This window comes from Paraburkholderia nodosa DSM 21604 (genome assembly GCF_000519185.1).
Lineage (GTDB): Bacteria > Pseudomonadota > Gammaproteobacteria > Burkholderiales > Burkholderiaceae > Paraburkholderia > Paraburkholderia nodosa.
On record NZ_JAFA01000002.1, the window covers coordinates 343,237 to 363,241 of the forward strand.

General features: G+C 68.5%; 14 protein-coding genes and 1 pseudogene. 7 read left to right on the forward strand and 8 right to left on the reverse strand.

Annotation, left to right across the window (positions count from 1 at the left end):
* Position 1: 1 nt before the first annotated feature.
* From A3CW_RS0104095 to A3CW_RS0104125, 7 genes and pseudogenes are all read right to left on the reverse strand, one after another.
* Positions 2–1,207 carry a beta-ketoacyl-[acyl-carrier-protein] synthase family protein gene (locus A3CW_RS0104095; RefSeq protein ID WP_028202430.1) on the reverse strand — a complete coding sequence of 402 codons (1,206 nt, stop codon included), beginning with the start codon at positions 1,205–1,207 and terminating at the stop codon, positions 2–4.
* Positions 1,208–1,237: 30 nt separating this feature from the next.
* The gene (locus tag A3CW_RS0104100) at positions 1,238–2,098 is read right to left on the reverse strand and encodes a polysaccharide deacetylase family protein (RefSeq protein ID WP_028202431.1); all 861 of its coding nucleotides are present in this window, start codon (positions 2,096–2,098) and stop codon (positions 1,238–1,240) included.
* On the reverse strand, positions 2,095–4,647 hold the full coding sequence (locus tag A3CW_RS45165; RefSeq protein WP_051481213.1) for an MMPL family transporter: 2,553 nt from the start codon (positions 4,645–4,647) through the stop codon (positions 2,095–2,097). The genes A3CW_RS0104100 and A3CW_RS45165 overlap by 4 nt, the downstream gene beginning before the upstream one ends.
* On the reverse strand, positions 4,647–5,300 hold the full coding sequence (locus tag A3CW_RS0104110; RefSeq protein WP_028202432.1) for an outer membrane lipoprotein carrier protein LolA: 654 nt from the start codon (positions 5,298–5,300) through the stop codon (positions 4,647–4,649). The genes A3CW_RS45165 and A3CW_RS0104110 overlap by 1 nt, the downstream gene beginning before the upstream one ends.
* Before the next feature lie 89 nt (positions 5,301–5,389).
* Positions 5,390–6,346 (reverse strand): annotated as a pseudogene (locus tag A3CW_RS45170) (LpxL/LpxP family acyltransferase); the annotation flags it as partial.
* On the reverse strand, positions 6,343–8,136 hold the full coding sequence (locus tag A3CW_RS45175; RefSeq protein ID WP_051481214.1) for an AMP-binding protein: 1,794 nt from the start codon (positions 8,134–8,136) through the stop codon (positions 6,343–6,345). The gene A3CW_RS45175 and the pseudogene A3CW_RS45170, both read right to left, overlap by 4 nt.
* Positions 8,137–8,204: 68 nt before the next feature.
* The gene (locus A3CW_RS0104125; RefSeq protein WP_028202433.1) at positions 8,205–8,861 is read right to left on the reverse strand and encodes a COG4648 family protein; all 657 of its coding nucleotides are present in this window, start codon (positions 8,859–8,861) and stop codon (positions 8,205–8,207) included.
* A gap of 527 nt (positions 8,862–9,388) precedes the next feature.
* Here A3CW_RS0104125 and A3CW_RS0104130 point away from each other — a divergent pair.
* From A3CW_RS0104130 to A3CW_RS0104140, 3 genes are all read left to right on the forward strand, one after another.
* On the forward strand, positions 9,389–9,649 hold the full coding sequence (locus A3CW_RS0104130) for a phosphopantetheine-binding protein (protein WP_028202434.1): 261 nt from the start codon (positions 9,389–9,391) through the stop codon (positions 9,647–9,649).
* A gap of 71 nt (positions 9,650–9,720) precedes the next feature.
* The gene (fabG, locus tag A3CW_RS0104135) at positions 9,721–10,437 is read left to right on the forward strand and encodes a 3-oxoacyl-ACP reductase FabG (RefSeq protein WP_028202435.1); all 717 of its coding nucleotides are present in this window, start codon (positions 9,721–9,723) and stop codon (positions 10,435–10,437) included.
* 240 nt (positions 10,438–10,677) lie between these two features.
* Positions 10,678–11,436, forward strand: coding sequence for a glycosyltransferase family 2 protein (locus A3CW_RS0104140; protein WP_028202436.1), 759 nt, complete (start codon positions 10,678–10,680; stop codon positions 11,434–11,436).
* 15 nt (positions 11,437–11,451) lie between these two features.
* Here A3CW_RS0104140 and A3CW_RS0104145 read toward each other — a convergent pair whose 3' ends face one another.
* The gene (locus A3CW_RS0104145) at positions 11,452–15,030 is read right to left on the reverse strand and encodes an indolepyruvate ferredoxin oxidoreductase family protein (protein WP_028202437.1); all 3,579 of its coding nucleotides are present in this window, start codon (positions 15,028–15,030) and stop codon (positions 11,452–11,454) included.
* A gap of 258 nt (positions 15,031–15,288) precedes the next feature.
* Between A3CW_RS0104145 and A3CW_RS50080 the strand changes: the two genes are divergently transcribed.
* The 4 genes from A3CW_RS50080 (at position 15,289) to A3CW_RS0104165 (ending at position 19,992) form a co-directional block, all read left to right on the forward strand.
* Positions 15,289–15,915 carry a hypothetical protein gene (locus tag A3CW_RS50080; RefSeq protein ID WP_051481215.1) on the forward strand — a complete coding sequence of 209 codons (627 nt, stop codon included), beginning with the start codon at positions 15,289–15,291 and terminating at the stop codon, positions 15,913–15,915.
* Between the two features lie 275 nt (positions 15,916–16,190).
* Entirely contained in the window at positions 16,191–17,348 is a 1,158-nt protein-coding gene (locus tag A3CW_RS0104155) for an HPP family protein (protein WP_028202438.1), read from the forward strand.
* A 133-nt stretch (positions 17,349–17,481) separates the two neighbouring features.
* Positions 17,482–17,895 carry a MarR family winged helix-turn-helix transcriptional regulator gene (locus A3CW_RS0104160; RefSeq protein ID WP_028202439.1) on the forward strand — a complete coding sequence of 138 codons (414 nt, stop codon included), beginning with the start codon at positions 17,482–17,484 and terminating at the stop codon, positions 17,893–17,895.
* Positions 17,896–18,189: 294 nt separating this feature from the next.
* Entirely contained in the window at positions 18,190–19,992 is a 1,803-nt protein-coding gene (locus tag A3CW_RS0104165; protein ID WP_028202440.1) for a chloride channel protein, read from the forward strand.
* Positions 19,993–20,005 lie beyond the last annotated feature (13 nt).

Sequence of the window (20,005 nt, forward strand, 5' to 3'; positions counted from 1 at the left end):
GTCATCCGTGATGTGCGCGGTCCGCGCGGCCGAACAGGAGGCTGCAGTTCGTCCCGCCAAAACCGAATGAATTGCTCAGTGCGGCGCCCACCTGCGCCTCGCGGCTCTCCAGCACGTAGTCGAGGCCGAGCGCGGCGTCGGGTTGCGTGGTGTTGACGCCGGCGGGTACGAAGCGATGGCGCAGCGCGAGCGCCGCGATCACGGCTTCGAGCGCGCCCGCCGCGCCGAGCGTATGCCCTGTCGCGCCCTTGGTCGAGCTGCACGGCGTGCGCTCGAACAATGCATTGATCGCGCGGCTTTCGGCGACGTCGTTGGTCGGCGTGGCTGTGCCATGCAGATTGATGTAGCCGATGTCGCTGGCGGCCACGCCCGCGGTGGCAAGCGCCTGCGCCATCGCGGCGCGCGCGCCGAGCCCTTCGGGATGCGGCGACGACATGTGATGCGCGTCGCTCGATTCGCCCACGCCGAGCAGCAGGATGGCGTCGTCGTCCAGCGTGTCGGGCGTGCGCTCGAGGAAGGCGAACGCCGCGGCCTCGCCAATCGAAATGCCGTTGCGGTTCACGTCGAACGGGCGGCACGGATCGCGCGACAGCAGTTCGAGCGAGTTGAAACCGTACAGTGTCGTCAGGCACAGCGAATCGACGCCGCCCACCACGGCCGCATCGATCAGCCCCGCTTCGATCATGCGGCGCGCGGAGCCGAACACCTTCGCGCCCGAAGAACAGGCGGAGGAAATCGACGTGGCCGGCCCGCGCAGACCGAAGTACGCGCGCACGAACGAGGCCAACGCGAACGGGTTGTGCGTCTGCGCGTAATGAAAGCCCGGCTTGAGCGCGCCGCTTTCCAGGTCGCGCTGCCGGTAGGCGTTTTCGGTTTCGAGAATGCCCGAGGTGCTGGTGCCGACGAACACACCCACGCGCTCGGCGCCATACCGCGCGACGGCGGCCTCAATGTGTTCGGCGAAACCATCCTGCGTGAAGCCGATCTGCGCGAGACGGTGGTTGCGGCACGCGTAGTCCGCGAGATCGGCGCGCAGCGTCTCGCTCTCGAGGCCCGCCACCTCGCCTATCCACGTATCGAGGTCCGCGCGCGCGAAGTCGCAGCGCGCGAGGCCCCCGCGCTTGCCGCGCAGCGCGTCGAGCGTCGCGTCGAGCCCGCGCCCGAGGCAGCTGGTAGCGGTGAAATGCGAAAGGATCAGTGGTTTCACGTCAGTCGTTCCGTTGGCGCAGCGGTGGAATCAGGGTTGACCGGCTTCGCCGTCGAGGCACGCGCGCAGTGTGGTCCACTGCAGCTGGCGTTCGGCGGCGGCGCTCAGGAGCGGCGGCAGCACGTCGAGCACGAGCGGCTTGCCGCGCGCGTCGCGCGCCGCGTGGCCGTCGTGCACGAGCAGGATATCGCGCGCAGCGAGGCCATCGAGCAAGCGGTGCGTGACCTTGCCGGCGTCTTTCGCGCAGGTGTCGAAGCCGCGCCGCGTCCAGCTCGCGAGGTGCAGGCCGAGGCCGCACAGCACCGGCTCGAGGAACGGATTGCGCAGGCCCGCCGGTGCGCGGAAAAAGCGCGGCGGCGTACCCGCGATTTCGGTGAGCGTGCGCTGCGCCGCCGCGATCTCGCGCTTCATCACCAGCGGCCCCGAGAGCGAAAACGTATGCCGATGGCGCTGGCTATGGTTCTCCACGGCGTGGCCGCGCGCCACGATCGCTTCGACCAGATGCGGGTAGCGTTGCGCCAGCTCGCCGATACAGAAGAACGTTGCGCGCGCGTCGAAACGATCAAGCAGGTCGAGCACGCGCGGAGTCACTTCGGGGTCCGGACCATCGTCGATGGTGAGCGCGATGCGCTGCCCCGCGTGTTCGGGCAGGCGCGTCCAGTTCGGGCCGAGCAGCGCGCTGCGCGGCCACAGCCCCGCGGCGGTCAGCGCGAGATGCGAGGCCACCACGCTGCCCGCGGCCCACGGCCACGCGTGCGGCTGCGCGACCAGGGCGGCGGCCGCGCCCGCATGCAGCGCCGCCGCGCCGCCAATGAAGGGCGACGGCTTCCAGCGGCGCGCCGTGGCGGACGCGGGCGTCACACGCGTAGCGGGCAACGAAGCCGAGTTCATGCGCGGCCTCCGTGCGGGTGGGTCATCTGTGCGCGTTCGGTGCGCGGGCGCGCGGGCCGCTGCTGCTCAGGGGTATCGGCGGCCACGTGCGCCTCAGCGCTGCTGCGCACGAGCGGCGGCGCGAGAATCGCCGCGAACACGAGCGCGAGCATCGCGCCAGGCCCGACCGTCAGCCCGAACGTTTCGAGCAGCGGCACATGAGACAGCGAGAGCAGGCCGAAGCCCGCCACCGTTGCGAGATTGGCGACGAGCAGCGAGACGAGCGTGCGCGGCGTGATGCCCGCTTCGCCGTCGCGCTTGCAGAAGAACAGCGCATAGTTCGAGCCCACCGCGACGATGAGCAGCATGCCGACCAGATGCAGAATGGTGAGCGATACGCCCGCCAGCGCGAATCCCGCCGCCACGACCAGCACCGCCGCGACGAGCGGCGCGAGCGCACGCGCCGCGCGCGAGACCGAGCGCAGTGCGAATACCAGCAGCGCGACAATGACGACGAAACCCGCGAGCGAGAGGCGAATATCTTCGTGCACATAGTCCACGTACATGCGGTCGGCTTCGGCCTTCATGTCGACGAAGAGTGCGCCCGGCACGTCCGCACGGGCGACGGCGTCGCTCACGGAACTGGCGTCGAGGCTCGGCGTATTCACGGCCTGGGCGGCCTGTGCGCTTTGTGAATGGCGCGGCGCGCGCAAGGCGAGCATGGCGCTCCATTGGCCGTCGCGCTGGGTCAGGAGCGCATCGACGGCGAGCGCCATCGACGTGTCCTTGAGGTCCGCGCGCGTGATGAGCGGCGCGTTGCGCGCCGCCTCGACGTCGGCGAGGAACGGCGTGAAGGCGTCGGGCCTCACGTCCACCGGCTGGTTCCTGATCGCCGCCTGCAGGCGCGCCGCGAGCACGTCCTTGCCGGGCAGGCTCGCGAGACGCGCACGCTGGGTGGCGTCGCTCGGCAGGTAGCGCGCAGGGCTCTCAAAGCCGCCCAGCACGCCACGGTCGACCAGCGGCTGCAACTGCGCGCCGACCTTCTCCGCGCCTTCGAGCGCGGCCTGCTCGCTCGCGGCCGGAATCACCACGAGATAGCGCACGTCGGGCGCGCCCACGTCGGCGCGCAGGCGCGTATCGAGCGCCTGGCTCGCGGCGGGCACGGGGCTCAAGGAGGAAAGCTCGTGGCTCCAGAGGTCGTCGCGATGCAGCCAGAGCGACGCCAGCGCGGCGAGCACGAGCGCCGCGAGCGGCCAGCGCAGGCGCGGCGCGGCGTGAGCCAGGCGCGCCAGCGCCGCGCCGATGCGCGACACATCGCGGATCGCGACTGCGCCGCCACACAGCCGCGGCAGCACGAAGCGCGTGACGAGCGCGGCGCTTACGAGGCCCGCAATCGAATAGAGCCCGAGTTGCACGAGGCCGGGGAAGCCCGAGAACAGCATCGTCGCGAAGCCGCACACCGAGGTCAGCACACCAAGGCGGATGGTCGGCCAGTAAGCGGCGAGCCAGGCGCGCATCGTCTCGCGGCCCTGCGGTGTGCCGCGCGGGCCGCCCTGCGACGACTGCACGAACAGATAGATCGAGTAGTCCACCGCCTCGCCCATCAGCGTCGTGCCGAAGCCGAGCGTCAAGCCATGCACCGTGCCGAACACGAGCGAAACCGTGGCAATGCCCGCCGCCACGCCCGAGAACACCGGCAAGAGCCCGAGCCCCAGCGTGCGCGGCGAGCGGTACAGCGTGAGCAGCAGCGCGACGATCAGCACGAGGCTCAGGGTGGAGAGGCGTTCCACGTCATGGCGAATGGCGTCGCGCGTGGCGACCCCGAACACGCCCGGCCCTGTCAACGATACCTGGTATGCCGAAGCATTGGGCAAGGTGCGCGTGGCGGCGGCGAAGGCGGCGCGCACGGCGTCGATGGCGTGGGACTGGGCGTCGGTGTCGGAGCCGGCGGCCGCCGTTTGCGCCACCAGCACGGCGCGCCGGCCGTCGCGCGAGGCCCATACGCCGCCGCGGCTCGCAGGCTGCGCCGCGCTGTCGAGCTGGCCGACCATCGCCGCCACTTCGCCCGTCGGGTCGCGCGGCAGCAGGTCCTTGGCAACCAGCCCCGCCGACGAAGTCAGCAGATCGAGGCTCTCGCCCAGCGCCTCGTGCAGCCCCTGATCCGTGAAGTGTTGCGGCGTGACCGCGGGGCTCAGCACATAGCGGTGCGCGAACATGAACTGCTCGTCGCGCGCGTCGTTCTGGCCCGAGCCGTTGTGAATCGCCACGAATTGCGGGTCGGCGCGCAAGCTCGCCGCCACGCGGCGCGAGAGCTCCGCGCGCGTGCTCTCGTAGCCGCCGTCGATACCGATGAGAATGAGCCGGGAAGCCAGACCGTCGCGCAGTTGATCGACGAGCACTTGCTGCGTGGGGCTCGGCGAGCGCGGCAGAAACGCCGAGAGATCGGCGGTGAAGTTCGCGCGGCCGATCGCCACCGCGCACGCGACGAGGCACAGCAGCCACACCGCAACGGCGCGGCGCTGCACGAGCGCGAAGCCGCGCGCAAGGACCGGATGGGCGCGCGGGTCCATCAGTTCGCGTCCGCGGTAAGGGCGTGCAGGCGCATCACCGAATGATCGCCGTCTGCCTGCTGGATCGCGACGCTGCGCATCGCGTCGCGCGTGCCGTCTATCGTGATCGTGCTCACCACCTTGCGCATGCGCGAGTCGAGCGGCGTGAGCGTGAGCGTCCAGTCATCGCCCTCACCCGTGAGCGCGACCTTGTACACCTGCTCCAGCGCGAAGCGGTTGCCCGCGAGCGTCGCACGGATGCTCTCGATGAACGCGCCCAGCTCCGGATAGCGCGCGAGCGCCAGCGTGTATTTGTGGTTCTCGCGCTGCACGGTCAACATGTCGCCATCCACCACGAGGTGCTCGGGCTTCGGGTTCTGCGTGATCTTTTCCAGATGATCGGGCGCGACGAACACGAGTTCGCCCGACGACTCCACGGGCTGCGTGGCGATCGAGAGGTACTTCGTCTCGGTGAAGCTCGCGCGGCCGGACTTGTGCTGCGCGAGCGTGGACATCAGGCGGTCGAGCGTCCAGGCGGGCTGCGCCGTTTCGGCAGCCTGTGCCGGCACGACAGGCGCGGCCGCCGTCATAATGGAAGCGGCGATGAAAGCGGCGCTCGCCAGCACACGCAGGCAGCGCGCGCGCAAGGTTGCGAAACGGCGGTTCGCGCTCATGCGTCGGTCACCTCGCGCACGGGAAGCTCGGCATGGGGGCGCGTCTCGCGGCGGCGCAGCGGGGCCGGCGCCGGCGCACGGGGCGCAACGCTTGCCGGTGCCGGCGCGGGTGCCGGTGCGCCAGCCTTCGCGCCCTGCATGCCGCCCTGCCAGAAGTCGTAGTAGTTGAACCAGTTGTACGGCGCCATGCGGCAATAGCGGTCGAGCAGCGTGACGTAGCGCACGAGCGCCGCGTCGATGGCGCGCTGGCGCGACTCGCGCGGCACGTCGGTGAAGTCCGCCAGCGTTTCGAAGTGCACGTCGTAGCGGTTGCCGCCGCGATACAGGCCCGTCATGAAGAGCACCGGGCGCTTGAGCATCGCCGCCATGTAGAGCGGCCCGAGCGGGAACGCCGCCGGCTCGCCGAGAAACGCCATGCGCCGCATGGTGGCGGTGTCGCCGGCGAGCAGCGTGCGGTCCGCGAGCATGCCCACCATGCAGTTCTGGTCAAGACGCTCGTGCACTTTCAGCATCGAACCGACCTGGCCGAGCCCGATCACTTCGGGCTTCGCCGCGGGATTCACGGCGGCGAGTGTCGCGTTGATCTTCTGCGCGTTCTCTTCGTACATCGTCACGACCACGCGCAGGTCGGGCCGCGTGCGGCCGAGCGCACGCACGATCTCGAAGCTGCCGAGATGCGCGCCCATCAGGAACACGCCGCGCCCCTTGGCGAGCGTCTCGTCCACGAGCGTATGGCCGTGCGGGCGGATATCGAACATGTCGAAGCGCGCGTTGGCCAGATAGATGCGGTCGTGGATCGTCGAGGCAAACGTGAACACGTGTCGGTACACGTCGCGCCAGTGCGCCGGGCGGCCCAGCACGCGGCGCAGGTAGTCGCGCGAGGACGCGCACGCGCGCGGCGAAAACAGCACGAAATACAGCGCGATCAAATGCAGCAGCGCGCGGCCCGCGCTGCGGCCGAGGCGCAGCGAGAGCCACGTCATGACGCGCAGGAGCAGCGTGTTGCTGCGCTCCTGCTGGTTCGCCCAGTCGGTGCGCTTTGTCATGGCTGCGCTCCGGTTTGCGCGGTTTGCGTGCTCGCGCGCGTGATCGGCTCGGCGCCGGGTGCGTCGGCGGGTTCGTCGCTGATGACGCCGCTCGCGACATCGCGCGCGCCCGCACGCAGCGTGAAGCGGATCGCGCCGCTCGCCGCCGCGTCCCAGGCGAGGTCGAGCGTTTCGCCGGGCGCGGCCGGGCTCAGGAATTTCGCGGTGCTGAGCTTGAACGTGGTGAACGGCCGGTTCAGCGCGTCGCCGATCGCGTCGATGGCGTGATCGAGCAGCACGACGCCGGGCACGATCGGGTGGCCCGGGAAGTGGCCGGGCAGTGCGGGATGATCGGCGGGAATCGTGAACGAAAGCGTGGACGCCGGTTTGGCCAAAACGTCGCCCGCTACCTTCGCGGCCGGCGCGAGGCCGCCGCGCATCTGCCGCGCGACGAACGCCGCGAGCACGTCGTGCGGCAGCTTGCCGGTGTCGTTGCGCGGCAGCGCATCGACGAACAGCAGCGGACGCGGCAGAAACGCGCGATCGATGCGCTCGCGCAGCGCGCGCTGCAGCCCGGCGAGCGCAAGCGTCGGCGCGACCACGAGCGCGACGAGGCGCTGCACGACGTCGTGGCCCGTGTGCGCGTCGTGCTCGAGGTGGTCAGGCATGAAGAACACGCCGTCCACCACGCCCGGAATCGCGTTGAGCTGATGGTTGAGGTAGGCGAGCGAGGTCCGTTTGCCCGCGATGTTGATGAGGTCAGCCTTACGCCCGTGCAACAGGAAACGCTGCGCATCGAGCAGTTCGATGGCGTCGCCCATCGGCACCGGCGCTTCCACGTGGCCGCCCGAGACCCACATCGTCGGGCCTTCGTCGTCCGGAGCCGCGCTTTCGCGCGCTTCGAAACGAACCTTCGGGAACAGTTGCCACGTCGCCCCCTTCGCGGTGCGGCGCGTGGCAATCTGGCCGGTTTCGGTGCTGCCGTAGATTTCGACGAGCGGCGCCTTCAGGCGGGCTTCCGCTTCGAGCGCGAGCTTTTCCGAGAGCGGCGCGGTGGCGGAGAGCACCAGCTCGGCCTGCGGCAGCGCGTGATCGGTGGCGAGCAGCGCACGCAGATGGATCGGCGAGGTCACGAGCACGCGCGGGTGCGGCACCGCTTCGAGTTCATCGCGGATATCGACGGGATAGAACGGCAGCCGGTTGCTGAACGCGAAGCCGCCGATCAGCGGGAGCAGCACGGTCACCTCGAAGCCGTACATGTGCTGCGGCGGCACCGTGCCGACGATCGTGCAGTCGTGCGCGCCCACCAGGCCGTGCCGCTCGGCCGCCGCGCGCACGCCCGCCACCAGCACGCCCCACGTCTTGCCATGCGGCACCGGCGCGCCGGTGGACCCCGACGTGAACACGTAGGCCATGACGCGCGAGGCGTCGATCTGCGGGACGACGAACGGCGCGTCCCCGTCGGCTTCCTGCTGGGCTTCGGGCCAGGCGAAACGCGGCAGGTCAATCGCGCAATCGGGCGCGTCGTGCAGGCAGAACGCGTCGGGGGCGAACGCGGCGAGCTGGCGCACCGTCTCCGGCGTCTGCGTGGAGGGCAGCAGGCTGATGCGGCCGGAGACGAGCGCCGCGCACAGGCCCACGGTGAAGCGGTAGCGGTCGCGGCAGACGTTGAACACGTGGCCGCCCGCCGGCAGCGCCGCGGCCACACGCGTGACATCGGCGAGGAACGCGCGCACCGTGACGGGCGCGCCGTCGCGCCAGGCAATGACCTGGTCGGGCGACGTATGAAAAACGAGCGGATGTGTCTGCATAACTTCAGTCAATACGGATTCCTGCGTTGTTCCCTGCCTGGCCTCAGGCTGGCGAGCGGCATCCATGATCAGGAATGCTCCGCGTGCGCCTGGCTCGTCTGCCGGTATGCGCGAATCGCGTCGAGCATGCCGGCATTCGGCTCGCCAGGCAGCACGAAACGCCTGCATGCGTGCTCGGCGACGAACATCACCGCCACGAGCGGCAACGCCAGATAGTTGGCGAATGTCGACCAAGCGACGATCGGTGCAACCGCGAACATCAGCGTCGAAACGCCGGCAATCGCGACGAAAAAGAGCGTCCACGCGAGCGTGATCTGGCGCGTATAGCGCGCGACGGCCGGCGTCAGCGCGCCGCCGTGGATCATCGACGCGAACTGCGTGCAAAGCGGCACGCGCCCCGCCGCGAGCGTGCGCCCGAACAGCAGCGCCATCGCGAGGTTGAAGCTGACATGCTCCAGATACAGTCCCCATTCAAAGTGCAAAGCAAGCGGCGTGCGCATGAACCATAGCGCGAGCACCACGAGCGTCCAGAGCGGCAGCAGCCACGCCCGGCGCGGCGAGCTCGCGGCGGCGGCCAGCGCGATTGCGAGCGGGGGCACGAGCGCCATGGCAAGGCCGAAGCCGTGCGCGCCCGGCGTCGCCACCGCGTAGTGCGCCCCGACTTGCCAGGCGGCCACCGCCGCCACGCCAAGCGCCGCGCGCGCCACCGCAGCCACGGCGCTCATCGCCCGCCTCCGCGTACGCGCGCGCCAGCCTGCCGTGCGCACGGCGCCGGCGGGCGTATGGCCCCGGTGCGCCCCAGGGCGGTCTGGCTGAGCGAAGAAGGCATCTGGCAAATATCGCAAATGAAGTCGTAAGTGAATCGTAGGGTGTGGCAAGCGCCACGAAACATCATAAGAAAGGCAAGTATCGGGCCGGTTTCTTGCAAGCCTGTTCGGGCACGCACATTTTAAGATTGGCGGGACCCGATCACCTGTCCTGCCAGACGCCGGTTTGTAACTGAATGTTCGGAATCGCGCCAGGCAGGGCTTTTGTCCGATCCAGACAGGCCCGAAGCCGTGCAAGCGTCTCGCGCGTTCCGATCCCAAAAATGCGCGCCGCCTGGCACCGACCCTCTGTAACCCTTTCGTCTGGGAGCACGGTATACGCACCGATACCCTTCACTTAGAATCCTGGTAACTTTTACATCAAACGAACCCTAAAAACGGGCGGCCGCCGCTTTTGGCCCGCACGCCCGGAGAGCCCACGCATGATGAACGCACTGGAACAAGAGCTCGCCACGCAGATCGTGAAAGAGCTGAATCTCGAAGATGTCTCGCTCGACGAAGTGAGCGCCGACACCCCGCTCTACGGCGAAGGCTTCGGGCTCGACTCGATCGACATTCTGGAAATTGCGCTGCTGATCTCGAAGAAGTACGGCTTCGAACTGCGCTCGGACAATCCGGAAAACGAAAAGATCTTCGCGACGCTCGGCACGCTGGCCGCCTATGTCGCGGCGCACCGCGTGCGCTGACGTGCGCGGCGCGCGGTGCCATGACTGCCGGCGCTGGCCAGCACCTGGCCAGGATTGAGGGAGGAAACCCCATGCGTGCACTCGTGACAGGCGGCAGCGGCGCACTCGGGCAGGCCATCAGCGTTGCGCTCGCGCAGGCGGGCCACGAGGTCTGGGTGCACGCGAACCGGCGGCTGGCCGAGGCCGAGGCCGTCGCGCAGCGCATCGTCGCGGCGGGCGGCAGCGCGCACGCCATTGCCTTCGACGTGACCGACGCCGACGCGGCCGAAGCCGCGCTCGCGCGGCTAGTGGAAGACGCGCCCGTGCAGATCCTGGTGAACAACGCGGGCATTCACGACGACGCGCCGCTAGTCGGCATGCGGCGGGAGCAATGGCACCGCGTGATCGACGTCTCGCTCAACGGCTTTTTCAACGTGACCCAGCCGCTTCTCATGCCGATGATCCGCACGCGCCGCGGACGCATCGTCAACATCGCCTCGCTCGCCGGTGTGATGGGCAATCGCGGCCAGGCGAACTACGCGGCGGCGAAGGCCGGCCTGATCGGCGCGACGAAATCGCTCTCGCTGGAGCTGGCTTCGCGCGGCATCACCGTGAACGCCGTGGCGCCCGGCATTATCGCCACGCCGATGGCGGAGCACGCGTTTCCCGCCGAGCGCATCAAGCAGCTCGTGCCCGCGCAGCGCGCGGGCCAGCCGGCGGAAGTCGCGGGCATGGTGGCGTACCTGGTGTCCGACGCGGCCGCCTACGTAACAGGGCAAGTGCTCTCGATCAACGGCGGCCTGGCTTGAACACGCGGCGCGTTTTCCGCTGCTGCATCCTCTGAGGAAATACGAGTGTCTGTGCAACCCTTCGACGCAAAGCGGCAGTCGCGCTCCGCGCCCGGCACAAGCACGGGCGCGAGCGCCGAAGCATCCGGATACGAAGTCCCCGCGCACGATGCGCCGGACGCCCGCCCCGGCGGTTATGCGCGCGCAGCGGCGCGACCTAGAATTTTTTCAGGGTCTCACGCTGTAGAGGCGCCTGCTGCCATGTCCACGCCTTCGTCCACGCATCTCGTCCTGATCCCGAGCTACAACCCGGGCGCCAAGCTCGACGAGACCGTGCGCGGCGCACGCGCGCAATGGAACCCCGTGTGGGTCGTGGTGGACGGCAGCACGGACGGCAGCGCCGCGCGCCTGCAGGCCATGGCCAACGACGACCCCGGCCTGCACGTCATCGTGCTGCCCGACAACCGGGGCAAGGGCGGCGCGGTGCTCGCGGGGCTCGAAGCCGCCGCGGCGCGCGGATTCACGCACGTGCTGACGATGGACTCCGACGGCCAGCACCCCGCCGCGCTGATTCCCGAATTCATGGCCGCCTCGCAGGCCGCGCCCGAAGCCATGGTGCTGGGCCTGCCGAAGTTCGACGCGAGCGCGCCGCAACTGCGCGTGCAGGGACGACGCCTCTCGAACCTCTTTGCCGACTTCGAGACGCTGTGGGCCGGTATCGGCGATTCGCTTTACGGCTTTCGCGTGTATCCGATCGCGCCGCTCAAGGCGATCATGCACAGCCAGACGTGGATGCGCCGCTTCGACTTCGATCCCGAGGCCGCCGTGCGCCTGTGCTGGGCCGGCGTGCGGCCGATCCAGATCGAAGCACCGGTGCGTTATTTCGGCGCCGATGAAGGCGGCGTTTCGCATTTCAACTACGTGCGCGACAACCTGCTGCTCGCGGGCATGCATCTGCGACTCGTGAGCGGTTTAGCGCTGCGCCTGCCGCGCTTGATCGGCAGGCGCCTGCTGCCCTGATTCCTTGTTGGCCGGTTACGCCGTGGCGCGCTGCGTGGCGCTGGTGCGGTAGTCGGCCAGCAAGCGCTCCTGCTTTTTCCCGGCCGCCGCGAGATTGCGCGCCTTGACGTGGCCGAAGCCGCGAAACTCGTCGGGCAGCGCCGCCAGCTGCAGCGCGGCGGGCAGGCGCTGCGCGTCGAGGCTCGCGCAGAATTCGTCCACGAGCGCCACGTATTGCGCAATCGAGCGGCGTTCGTCGCGACGCTCTTCGGTCTTGCCGAACACGTCGAACGGCGTGCCGCGGAGCCCCTTCATGCGGGCCAGCGTGCGCAACACCGGCAGCACCCACGGACCGAAACGGCGCTTCACGAGATGACCGTGCTCGTCGCGCTTCGCGAACAGCGGCGGCGCGAGCCAGAAGTTCAGCTTGTAGTCGCGTCCCGGCTCGCCCTCGAACTGCTCGCGCAGCTTCTGCAGATACGCAGGATCGGCATACAGACGCGCGACTTCGTACTCGTCCTTGTAGGCCATGAGCTTCGCGAGATTCACGGCGACGGCGCGCGTGAGCGGCAGCTTCGCGTCGCCGCCGAGCGCCGTCTCTTTCACACGAATGCGCTCGATCACACGGCGATACTGCTCCGCATAGGCGGCGTTCTGATACGCGGTGAGCAACGCTTCGCGCGCGGCAATCAGCTTGTCGAGCGATTCGGGCATGCGCAGAACGATGGCTTGCGCTTCTGCCGGTGTTTTGGTGAGCGCGCGCACGACCGCCTCGCCGTGATGCGCGACGTAGCGCCCCCAGTTGAACGCCTGCTGGTTCTTTTCCACGGCCACGGCGTTGAGTTCGATCGCACGACGAAGATGCGCGAGTTCGAGCGGCAGCCAGCCCTTTTGCCACGCATAGCCCAGCAGCAGCGGGTTGCTGTAGATGGTGTCGCCGAGCAAGGCCAGCGCGAGCGCATTGGCGTCCACGAACGCACAGCCCTCGCCGATGCTCGCGCGCAGTTCATCCTCGGTTTGTGCGCCCGGGAACGTCCACTTGGGGTTCTTGACGAATTCCGCAGTCGGCGTCGCGCCGCTGTTGATCGCCGCGACCGTCACGCCATGCTGGGTGCGCGAGAGCACGTCGCCCGAAGCGGAGACGATCGCGTCGCAGCCGATCACGAGGCGCGCCTCGCCCGTGGCGATGCGCGTGGCGTGCAAGGCGGCGGGCGTCGCCGCCACCTGCACGTGGCTCAGCACGGCACCGCCCTTTTGCGCGAGCCCGGCCATGTCGAGCACGGTCACGCCCTTGCCCGCAAGATGCGCGGCCATGCCGATCAGGCCGCCGATCGTCACGACACCTGTGCCGCCCACGCCCGTCACGAGAATGCCGTAAGGCTTCGCCAGTTGCGGGAGCACCGGCATGGGCAACGCGTCGAAATCGATCGATGCGGCGCTGGACACATTCGCCGCGCGCGGCTTGCGCAACTGCGCGCCCTCGGCCGTCACGAAGCTCGGGCAAAAGCCCTTCACGCACGAGAAGTCCTTGTTGCACGACGACTGGTTGATCTTGCGCTTCGTGCCGAGCGGCGTCTCGAGCGGCTCGACGGAAAGGCAGTTCGACTGCACCGAGCAGTCGCCGCAGCCCTCGCACACGGCGTCGTTGATGAACGCGCGGCGCGCCGGGTCGGGATAGGCGCCGCGCTTGCGGCGGCGGCGCTTTTCGGTGGCGCAGGTCTGGTCGTAGATCAGGACGGTGGTACCGGCGATTTCGCGCAGCGTGCGCTGCACGCTATCGAGCTGGTCGCGATGGTGAACATCCACGCCTGCCGGCAATACGATCTTCGCGTCGTATTTTTGCGGCTCGTCCGTGACGATGACGATGCGCTTCGCCCCTTCGGCATGCACCTGATGCGCGATCTGCGGTACGGTGAGCACGCCGTCCACGGGCTGGCCGCCCGTCATCGCCACCGCGTCGTTGTAGAGAATCTTGTAGGTGATGTTGGCGTTCGATGCGATGGCCGCACGAATCGCCAGCAGTCCTGAGTGAAAGTAGGTGCCGTCGCCGAGGTTCACGAACACGTGCTGGTCGCCCGAGAAGTGCATCTGGCCGAGCCACGCCACGCCCTCGCCGCCCATCTGGCTGAACGTTTCGGTCTTGCGGTCCATCCACATCGACATGTAGTGGCAGCCAATGCCCGCCAGCGCACGCGAGCCTTCGGGCACGTTCGTCGAGGTATTGTGCGGACAGCCCGAGCAGAACCACGGCTTGCGCTCCACCGTCACGCGCGGCTTCGCTGCCTCGCGCTCCTTCGCCTCGATGATCGCCACGCGCGCGAGCATGCGCGCGCGCACTTCCTCGGGCACGTCGGCGCGCGCGAGACGCCGCGCAATCGCCTTGGCGATCAGCGCGGGCGAGAGTTCGTAGTGCGCGGGCAGCAGCCAGTTGCCGCGCGGCACCGACCATTCGCCGCCTTCGTTGTCGCGCTCGTCGAATTTGCCGTAGATCTTGGGGCGCACGTCTTCGCGCCAGTTGTATAGCTCTTCCTTGAGCGCGTATTCGAGAATCTGGCGCTTTTCCTCGACCACGAGAATTTCTTCGAGCCCGGTGGCGAAGCCGCGTGCGTCCTGCGCATCGAGCGGCCACACACAACCCACCTTGAGCACGCGCACGCCGATCTGCGCGCAGGTTTCGTCGTCGAGGCCGAGGTCGGTGAGCGCCTGGCGCACGTCGAGATACGCCTTGCCCGCGGTCATGATGCCAAAACGTGCACGCGGCGAATCGATCACCACGCGGTTCAGGCGGTTCGAGCGCACATAGGCGAGCGCGGCGTACCACTTCTCGTCGAGCAGGCGCGCTTCCTGAGCGAGCGGCGTGTCGGGCCAGCGGATATTGAGGCCGCCTTCGGGCACGGTGTAGTCGGCGGGCGTGACGATTTCCACGCGGTCCGGGTCGAGGTCGATCGACGCGGTCGATTCGATCACGTCGGTCACGCACTTCATGGCGACCCACAAGCCTGAGTAGCGGCTCATGGCCCAGCCGTGCAAACCGTAGTCGAGATACTCCTGCACGTTCGCGGGATAGAGCACGGGGATGCCCGCCGCGATGAGCGCGTGCTCGGACTGGTGCGCAACCGACGACGACTTGGCCGCGTGGTCGTCGCCCGCGAGCACGAGCACGCCGCCGCGCGCGTCGCTGCCCGCGGAGTTGGCGTGCTTGAACACGTCACCGGTGCGGTCGACGCCGGGGCCCTTGCCGTACCACATGCCGAACACGCCGTCGCGCTGCGCGCCGGGCCAGAGATTGATCTGCTGCGTGCCCCACACGGCGGTCGCGGCGAGGTCTTCGTTCACGCCGGGCTGGAACACGACGTCGTGGGCCTGGAGATGCTTTTTCGCCTTCCAGAGCGACTGGTCGAGCGCGCCGAGCGGCGAGCCGCGATAGCCGGAGACGAAGCCCGCGGTATTCAGGCCGGCCTTGCGGTCGCGCGCCTTTTGCAGCATGGGCAGGCGCACCAGCGCCTGGGTGCCGCTGATGTACACGCGGCCTTTTTCCAGCGTGTATTTATCGTCGAGCGAAACGGATGCGGCTAGCGATGCGGCGTCTACGGCGGCACGGTCTGGGGCGTTCATGGCGGGGCTGTCTCCGGAATCGGTACTTCATCGGTACGTTTTCCGGGCGAGTATAGGAAGCCGATATGCCATCGTAAAATCACAAATTGGCAACGCTGGTATGCGAAAAACGGATGGCTGAACGCGATGGAGGTCGCGCATCGAGGGGCGCTTGCTCAAGCGCCTCGGGCATTTGCCGTTAACACACGGGACCAGCAACCCCTCATTCCGGAGTCCCGCTTGCACGCGAAACCACGCGCTCTGCCATCTGCATCTGTCTTGTTCGGAACCCTGGCCGCAACCGTGCTGATCAGCGGCTGCGTCTCAAGCCCCCGCGTCGCCACCGCACCCGCGCGCCCCACGACCGTGGTCGTCGCTCCCTCGCCGCCGCCCCCGCCTGTCGTCGTCGCGCAACCCGTTTATGTGCCACAGCCGTACGACGCCTACGTTTCGGTCGTGCTCGACCGCGACGTGGTCTACGCCGGCGGCAGCACGTATATCTGGATCGCGGGACCGGACGGCCACCGCCAGCGCCGCTACTATGGCCGCGGCGACCTGCGCGGCGAAGTCCTGCACCGCCGCGCGGAACTGCGCGTGGTGATGGCGCACAACGAAGGCCATCTGCCGATGCAGCACGCGCGCATGCCCGAGCCCCAGCGCGTGCGCGTGACGATGCAGCCGCACGGCGCGCCGCCCCATGGCTACCGCCCGCAGCCGGGCGGGCATCCGCCGGCGCACACCGCCCAACATCACCCGCCGCCCGCGCCGAACCGCAACGCGAACGCCAGCGCCAATGCGAATGCGAATACGAATGCCGGCCATCATCGCCGCCCCGATGGTCACCCCAACGGCGCACCTGCGCCGCGTTTCGCGGGCCAGCCGCCGCATGCGGTTAATCCCGGCTAAGACCGGCTGAAGTTCGAACCGTCGGCCAGCGTTCGCTGGCCGGCCTCAAAGGCGTCCCAGGCCCCTCTGGCGGCGCTTCCCCCCTTGCCTCACCTGCCGCCCTCCGCTGTGCGGCTATAGTTGCGTCCCCAAAAATTCCCGCCTGACGCGCATCCTCGGTACAACACCGCCGCGACGAAGTGTCGCGATATATATCACATCGCGATATAATCCCTCTTCTTTGGGCGGCGCCGAGCCGTCTGCGCTCCCCATCCGTTTCAAATCCGTTCCGAATCGTGTCACGCTTCAAGGTCCTTCGCTGGCTCACCCGCTTCACCCCCTCCAGGGTCACCATCACATGGCGCGAGCGCCTGCGCTCGGGCGGCGGCGCGCTGGTCGGCATCGCGCTGACGGGCGCGCTCGCGCACCGGCTGCCTGGCGGCGATCCGAGCATTCCGTACCTGATCGCCCCCATGGGCGCCTCCGCGGTGCTGCTGTTCGGCGTGCCCGCCAGCCCGCTCGCGCAGCCCTGGTCGATCATCGGCGGCAACCTCGTTTCCGCCACCGTGGGCGTGACCGCCGCGATGTGGATCCATGACCCCGTGCCGGCCGCCGCCGTGGCCATCGCCGTAGCCATCGTCGCGATGTTTACGCTGCGCTGCGTGCATCCGCCTTCGGGCGCGGTCGCGCTGACCGCGGTGCTGGGCGGCCCGGCCGTGCATGCGCTCGGCTATGAATTCGTGTTCGTGCCCGTCGCGCTCCAGTCGTTCCTGCTGCTCGGCGGCGCGCTCGTCTATCACGCCGCCACGGGGCATCGCTACCCGCACGCCGCGCGGCGGCCGCAGGTAGCAGGTCCCGCCCCCGCGCAGGCCGGCTTCACGCGCGCCGACCTCGAAGCCGTGCTGCGCGAGCGCGACGAAATGCTCGACATCGACACCGACGACCTCGAAGCCGTGCTCCAGGACGCCGAAATCCGCGCGTACGCGCGCAGCTTCGGCGAACTGACGTGCGCCGATGTCATGTCGGCCAATGTGGTGAGCATCACACCCGCGACGACCGTGGGCGAAGCACGCTCGCTGCTCAAGCGCCACGACGTGAAGGCGCTGCCCGTGGTGGACGCGCATCGTCAGGTGAAGGGCATCGTCACGCGCGCCGACCTCGCCGCCGACGGACGCGAACGGCACCCGCTGCGTCTCATGCTTTATGCGATCGCGCGCCTGTTCCGGCCGCACGCCGAGTCCGGCCAGAACGTCGGCACGCTGATGACCACGCATGTGCTGACCGTCGCGAACACGACGCCGATCGTCGAACTCGTGCGTATTTTTGCGGGCCGCGGGCACCATCATGTGCCGGTGGTCGATCACGAACGCAGGCTCGCGGGCATCATCACGCAGGCCGACTTGATCTCGGGGCTCTATCACCAGGCGAAGGCGCCGCAGCAGGCGCCGGCCTGAGCCGGTTAGCGGCCGGACTTGTGGCCGGCATCGCGGCCATACACCTGGCCGCGATGCTGATGTGGCGGGCGTTTTCGGGAAGAAATATCATATCGTGATATATTAGGAGACTAAACCGTTCCAGGGACTCCCGATGAAAAAAAGCGCGCGCGACCTCGACAAGGTCGACTTCGAACAGCTGTCCGAATTTCGCTACCAGATGCGCCGCTTCGAGCGCTTCTCGGAGCAGGCTGCGCAGGTCGAGGGCATTACGCCGCTGCAATACCTGCTGCTGCTGCATGTGAAGGGCTACCCAGGCCGCACGTGGGCGACCATCGGCGAGCTGGCCGAGCGTTTGCAGGCGCAGCATCACGGCGTGGTGGCGCTCGTCTCGCGCTGCGAGGCGATCGAGCTCGTTGAGCGCCGCGTGAGCGAGCGTGACCGCCGCCAGGTGGAAGTGCATCTGCTCGCCGCCGGCGAAAAGCTGCTCGCGCGCCTGGCCGAACTGCATCGCGCCGAGTTGAGATCGCTCGACGGCGCATTCACCATTCCGCATATCGATCTTTAGGGCCTGCTCACATGAATAACGGGCTTGCGAACATACCTTGCCGGCTGCGGTGCAAGGAGCGCGACGCGCCGTTTGGCCGAGCCAAACAAGCCACGCGCGACGCCGCAATGCGGCCGGCAAGGTACGTTCCCCAAACTAAACAATTTCATCCCAGGGGCTGGCCGCCAGAAGGGCCGATCGCTGCGTCATGCTCCTCACGAATACGTCGAGTATTCGTTTCGTCGCAATCCTTGCGTTCGGCCCTTCTGGCGGCCAGCGCAAGCGCGTTATTCATGTGAACAGGCCCTAGAGACCATGCATTCCGACGATTCCCACAAGCGCGACTTTTCGGCGAACGCACGCCTGCCCGGCATCAGCGTGCTGGCCGCAGTGATCGGCGCACTGGCCACGCTCGCGGCGTTCGTGCTGCTGAGCCTGATCCACTGGTTCACGAACCTGTTCTTCTTCGGCCAGTTCTCGTTCGCCGACCGCTCGCCGGCGCTCAACACGCTGGGACCGTGGGTCATCGTCGTGCCTGTGATTGGCGGGCTGATCGTCGGGATGATGGCGCGCTTCGGCTCCGAGAAAATTCGCGGCCACGGCATTCCCGAAGCCATCGAAGCCATTCTGTTCGGCAAGAGCAAGATGTCGCCGAAGGTGGCCGTGCTCAAGCCGCTTTCGTCGGGCATCGTGATCGGCAGCGGCGGCCCGTTCGGCGCGGAAGGCCCGATCATCATGACGGGCGGCGCGCTCGGCTCGCTGCTCGCGCAGTGCGTGCGTGTCACCTCCGCCGAGCGCAAGACGCTGCTCGTGGCGGGCGCGGCCGCGGGCATGACCGCCGTGTTCGGCACGCCGGTCGCAGCCGTGCTGCTCGCCGTCGAACTGCTGCTGTTCGAATGGCGCCCGCGCAGCTTCCTGCCCGTGGCGCTGGCGTGCGCGGTGGCCGGCTTCGCGCGCTCCGTGTTCTTCGGCACGGCGCCGCTCTTCCCCATGCAGACCCTGCCGCCGCACGCGGTGGCGCTGTTTTCGTGCATCATCGCCGGGCTGCTGGCGGGCGCGCTTGCGTCGGGGCTGTCGGCGGCGCTCTACAAGGTCGAGGACCTGTTCGGCCATCTGCCGCTGCACTGGTCGTGGTGGCCGGCCATCGGCGGGCTCGTGGTGGGCATCGGCGGCTTCATCGAGCCGCGCGCGCTAGGCGTGGGCTACGACGTGATCGGCGATCTGCTGCATCAGCACATCATTCTTCAGGTCGCCATTGCGATTCTGGTGGTGAAAGCCGTGATCTGGGTCGTGGCGCTCGGCTCTGGCACCTCGGGCGGCGTGCTCGCGCCGCTGCTCATGCTCGGCGCGGGGCTCGGCTCGGTGCTCAGCCACGTGCTGCCCGGCAGCGACCCGGCGCTGTGGCCGCTCGTGTGCATGGCGGCGACGCTCGGCGCCACGCTCGGCGCGCCGCTCACGGCCATCGTGTTCGCATTCGGCCTCACCCACGACACCAATGCGCTGCTGCCGCTGCTCACGGCCACGCTGGTCGCGCACGGCTTCGCGACGGTCGTCATGAAGCGCTCGATCATGACCGAGAAGATCGCGCGCCGCGGTTATCACATCTATCGCGAGTACGGCGTCGATCCGCTCGAACGCCATTACGTCGATGAAGTGATGACCCGTACCGTCGATACGATCGACGCGAGCGTCACCGTGCGCGAAGCCCTCGACCGCTATTTCGGTTCGACGCAGCAGCGCCGCGCCTTCCCGGTGCTGCGCGACGGCGCCGTGCTCGGCGTGGTGGATCGCGCGATGCTCGACGCCGTGCGCGCGAGCGCCGCGATCGAGGAACTCGACACGCCGCTCGGCTCGTTGCTCGCGCAACGTTCCCCCGACATGGCGCTGCCCGCGGAGACCTGCCGCCAGGTTGCCACGCGCCTCGCGATTCATGGGCTCGAACGCCTGCCCGTGGTGGCCGACCGCGAATCGCGGCAGCTCGTGGGCATCGTCTCGCGCAGCGACCTCGTCAAGCTCTCGCTCTCGCACTTCGAGGAAGAGCACAAGAAGGAGCGCTTCCGCCGCATTCCCATGGGCAACAGCAAGCGGCGCTTTCCGCCGGTGCGCAAGGCTGGGTGAGACAGACGGCGCG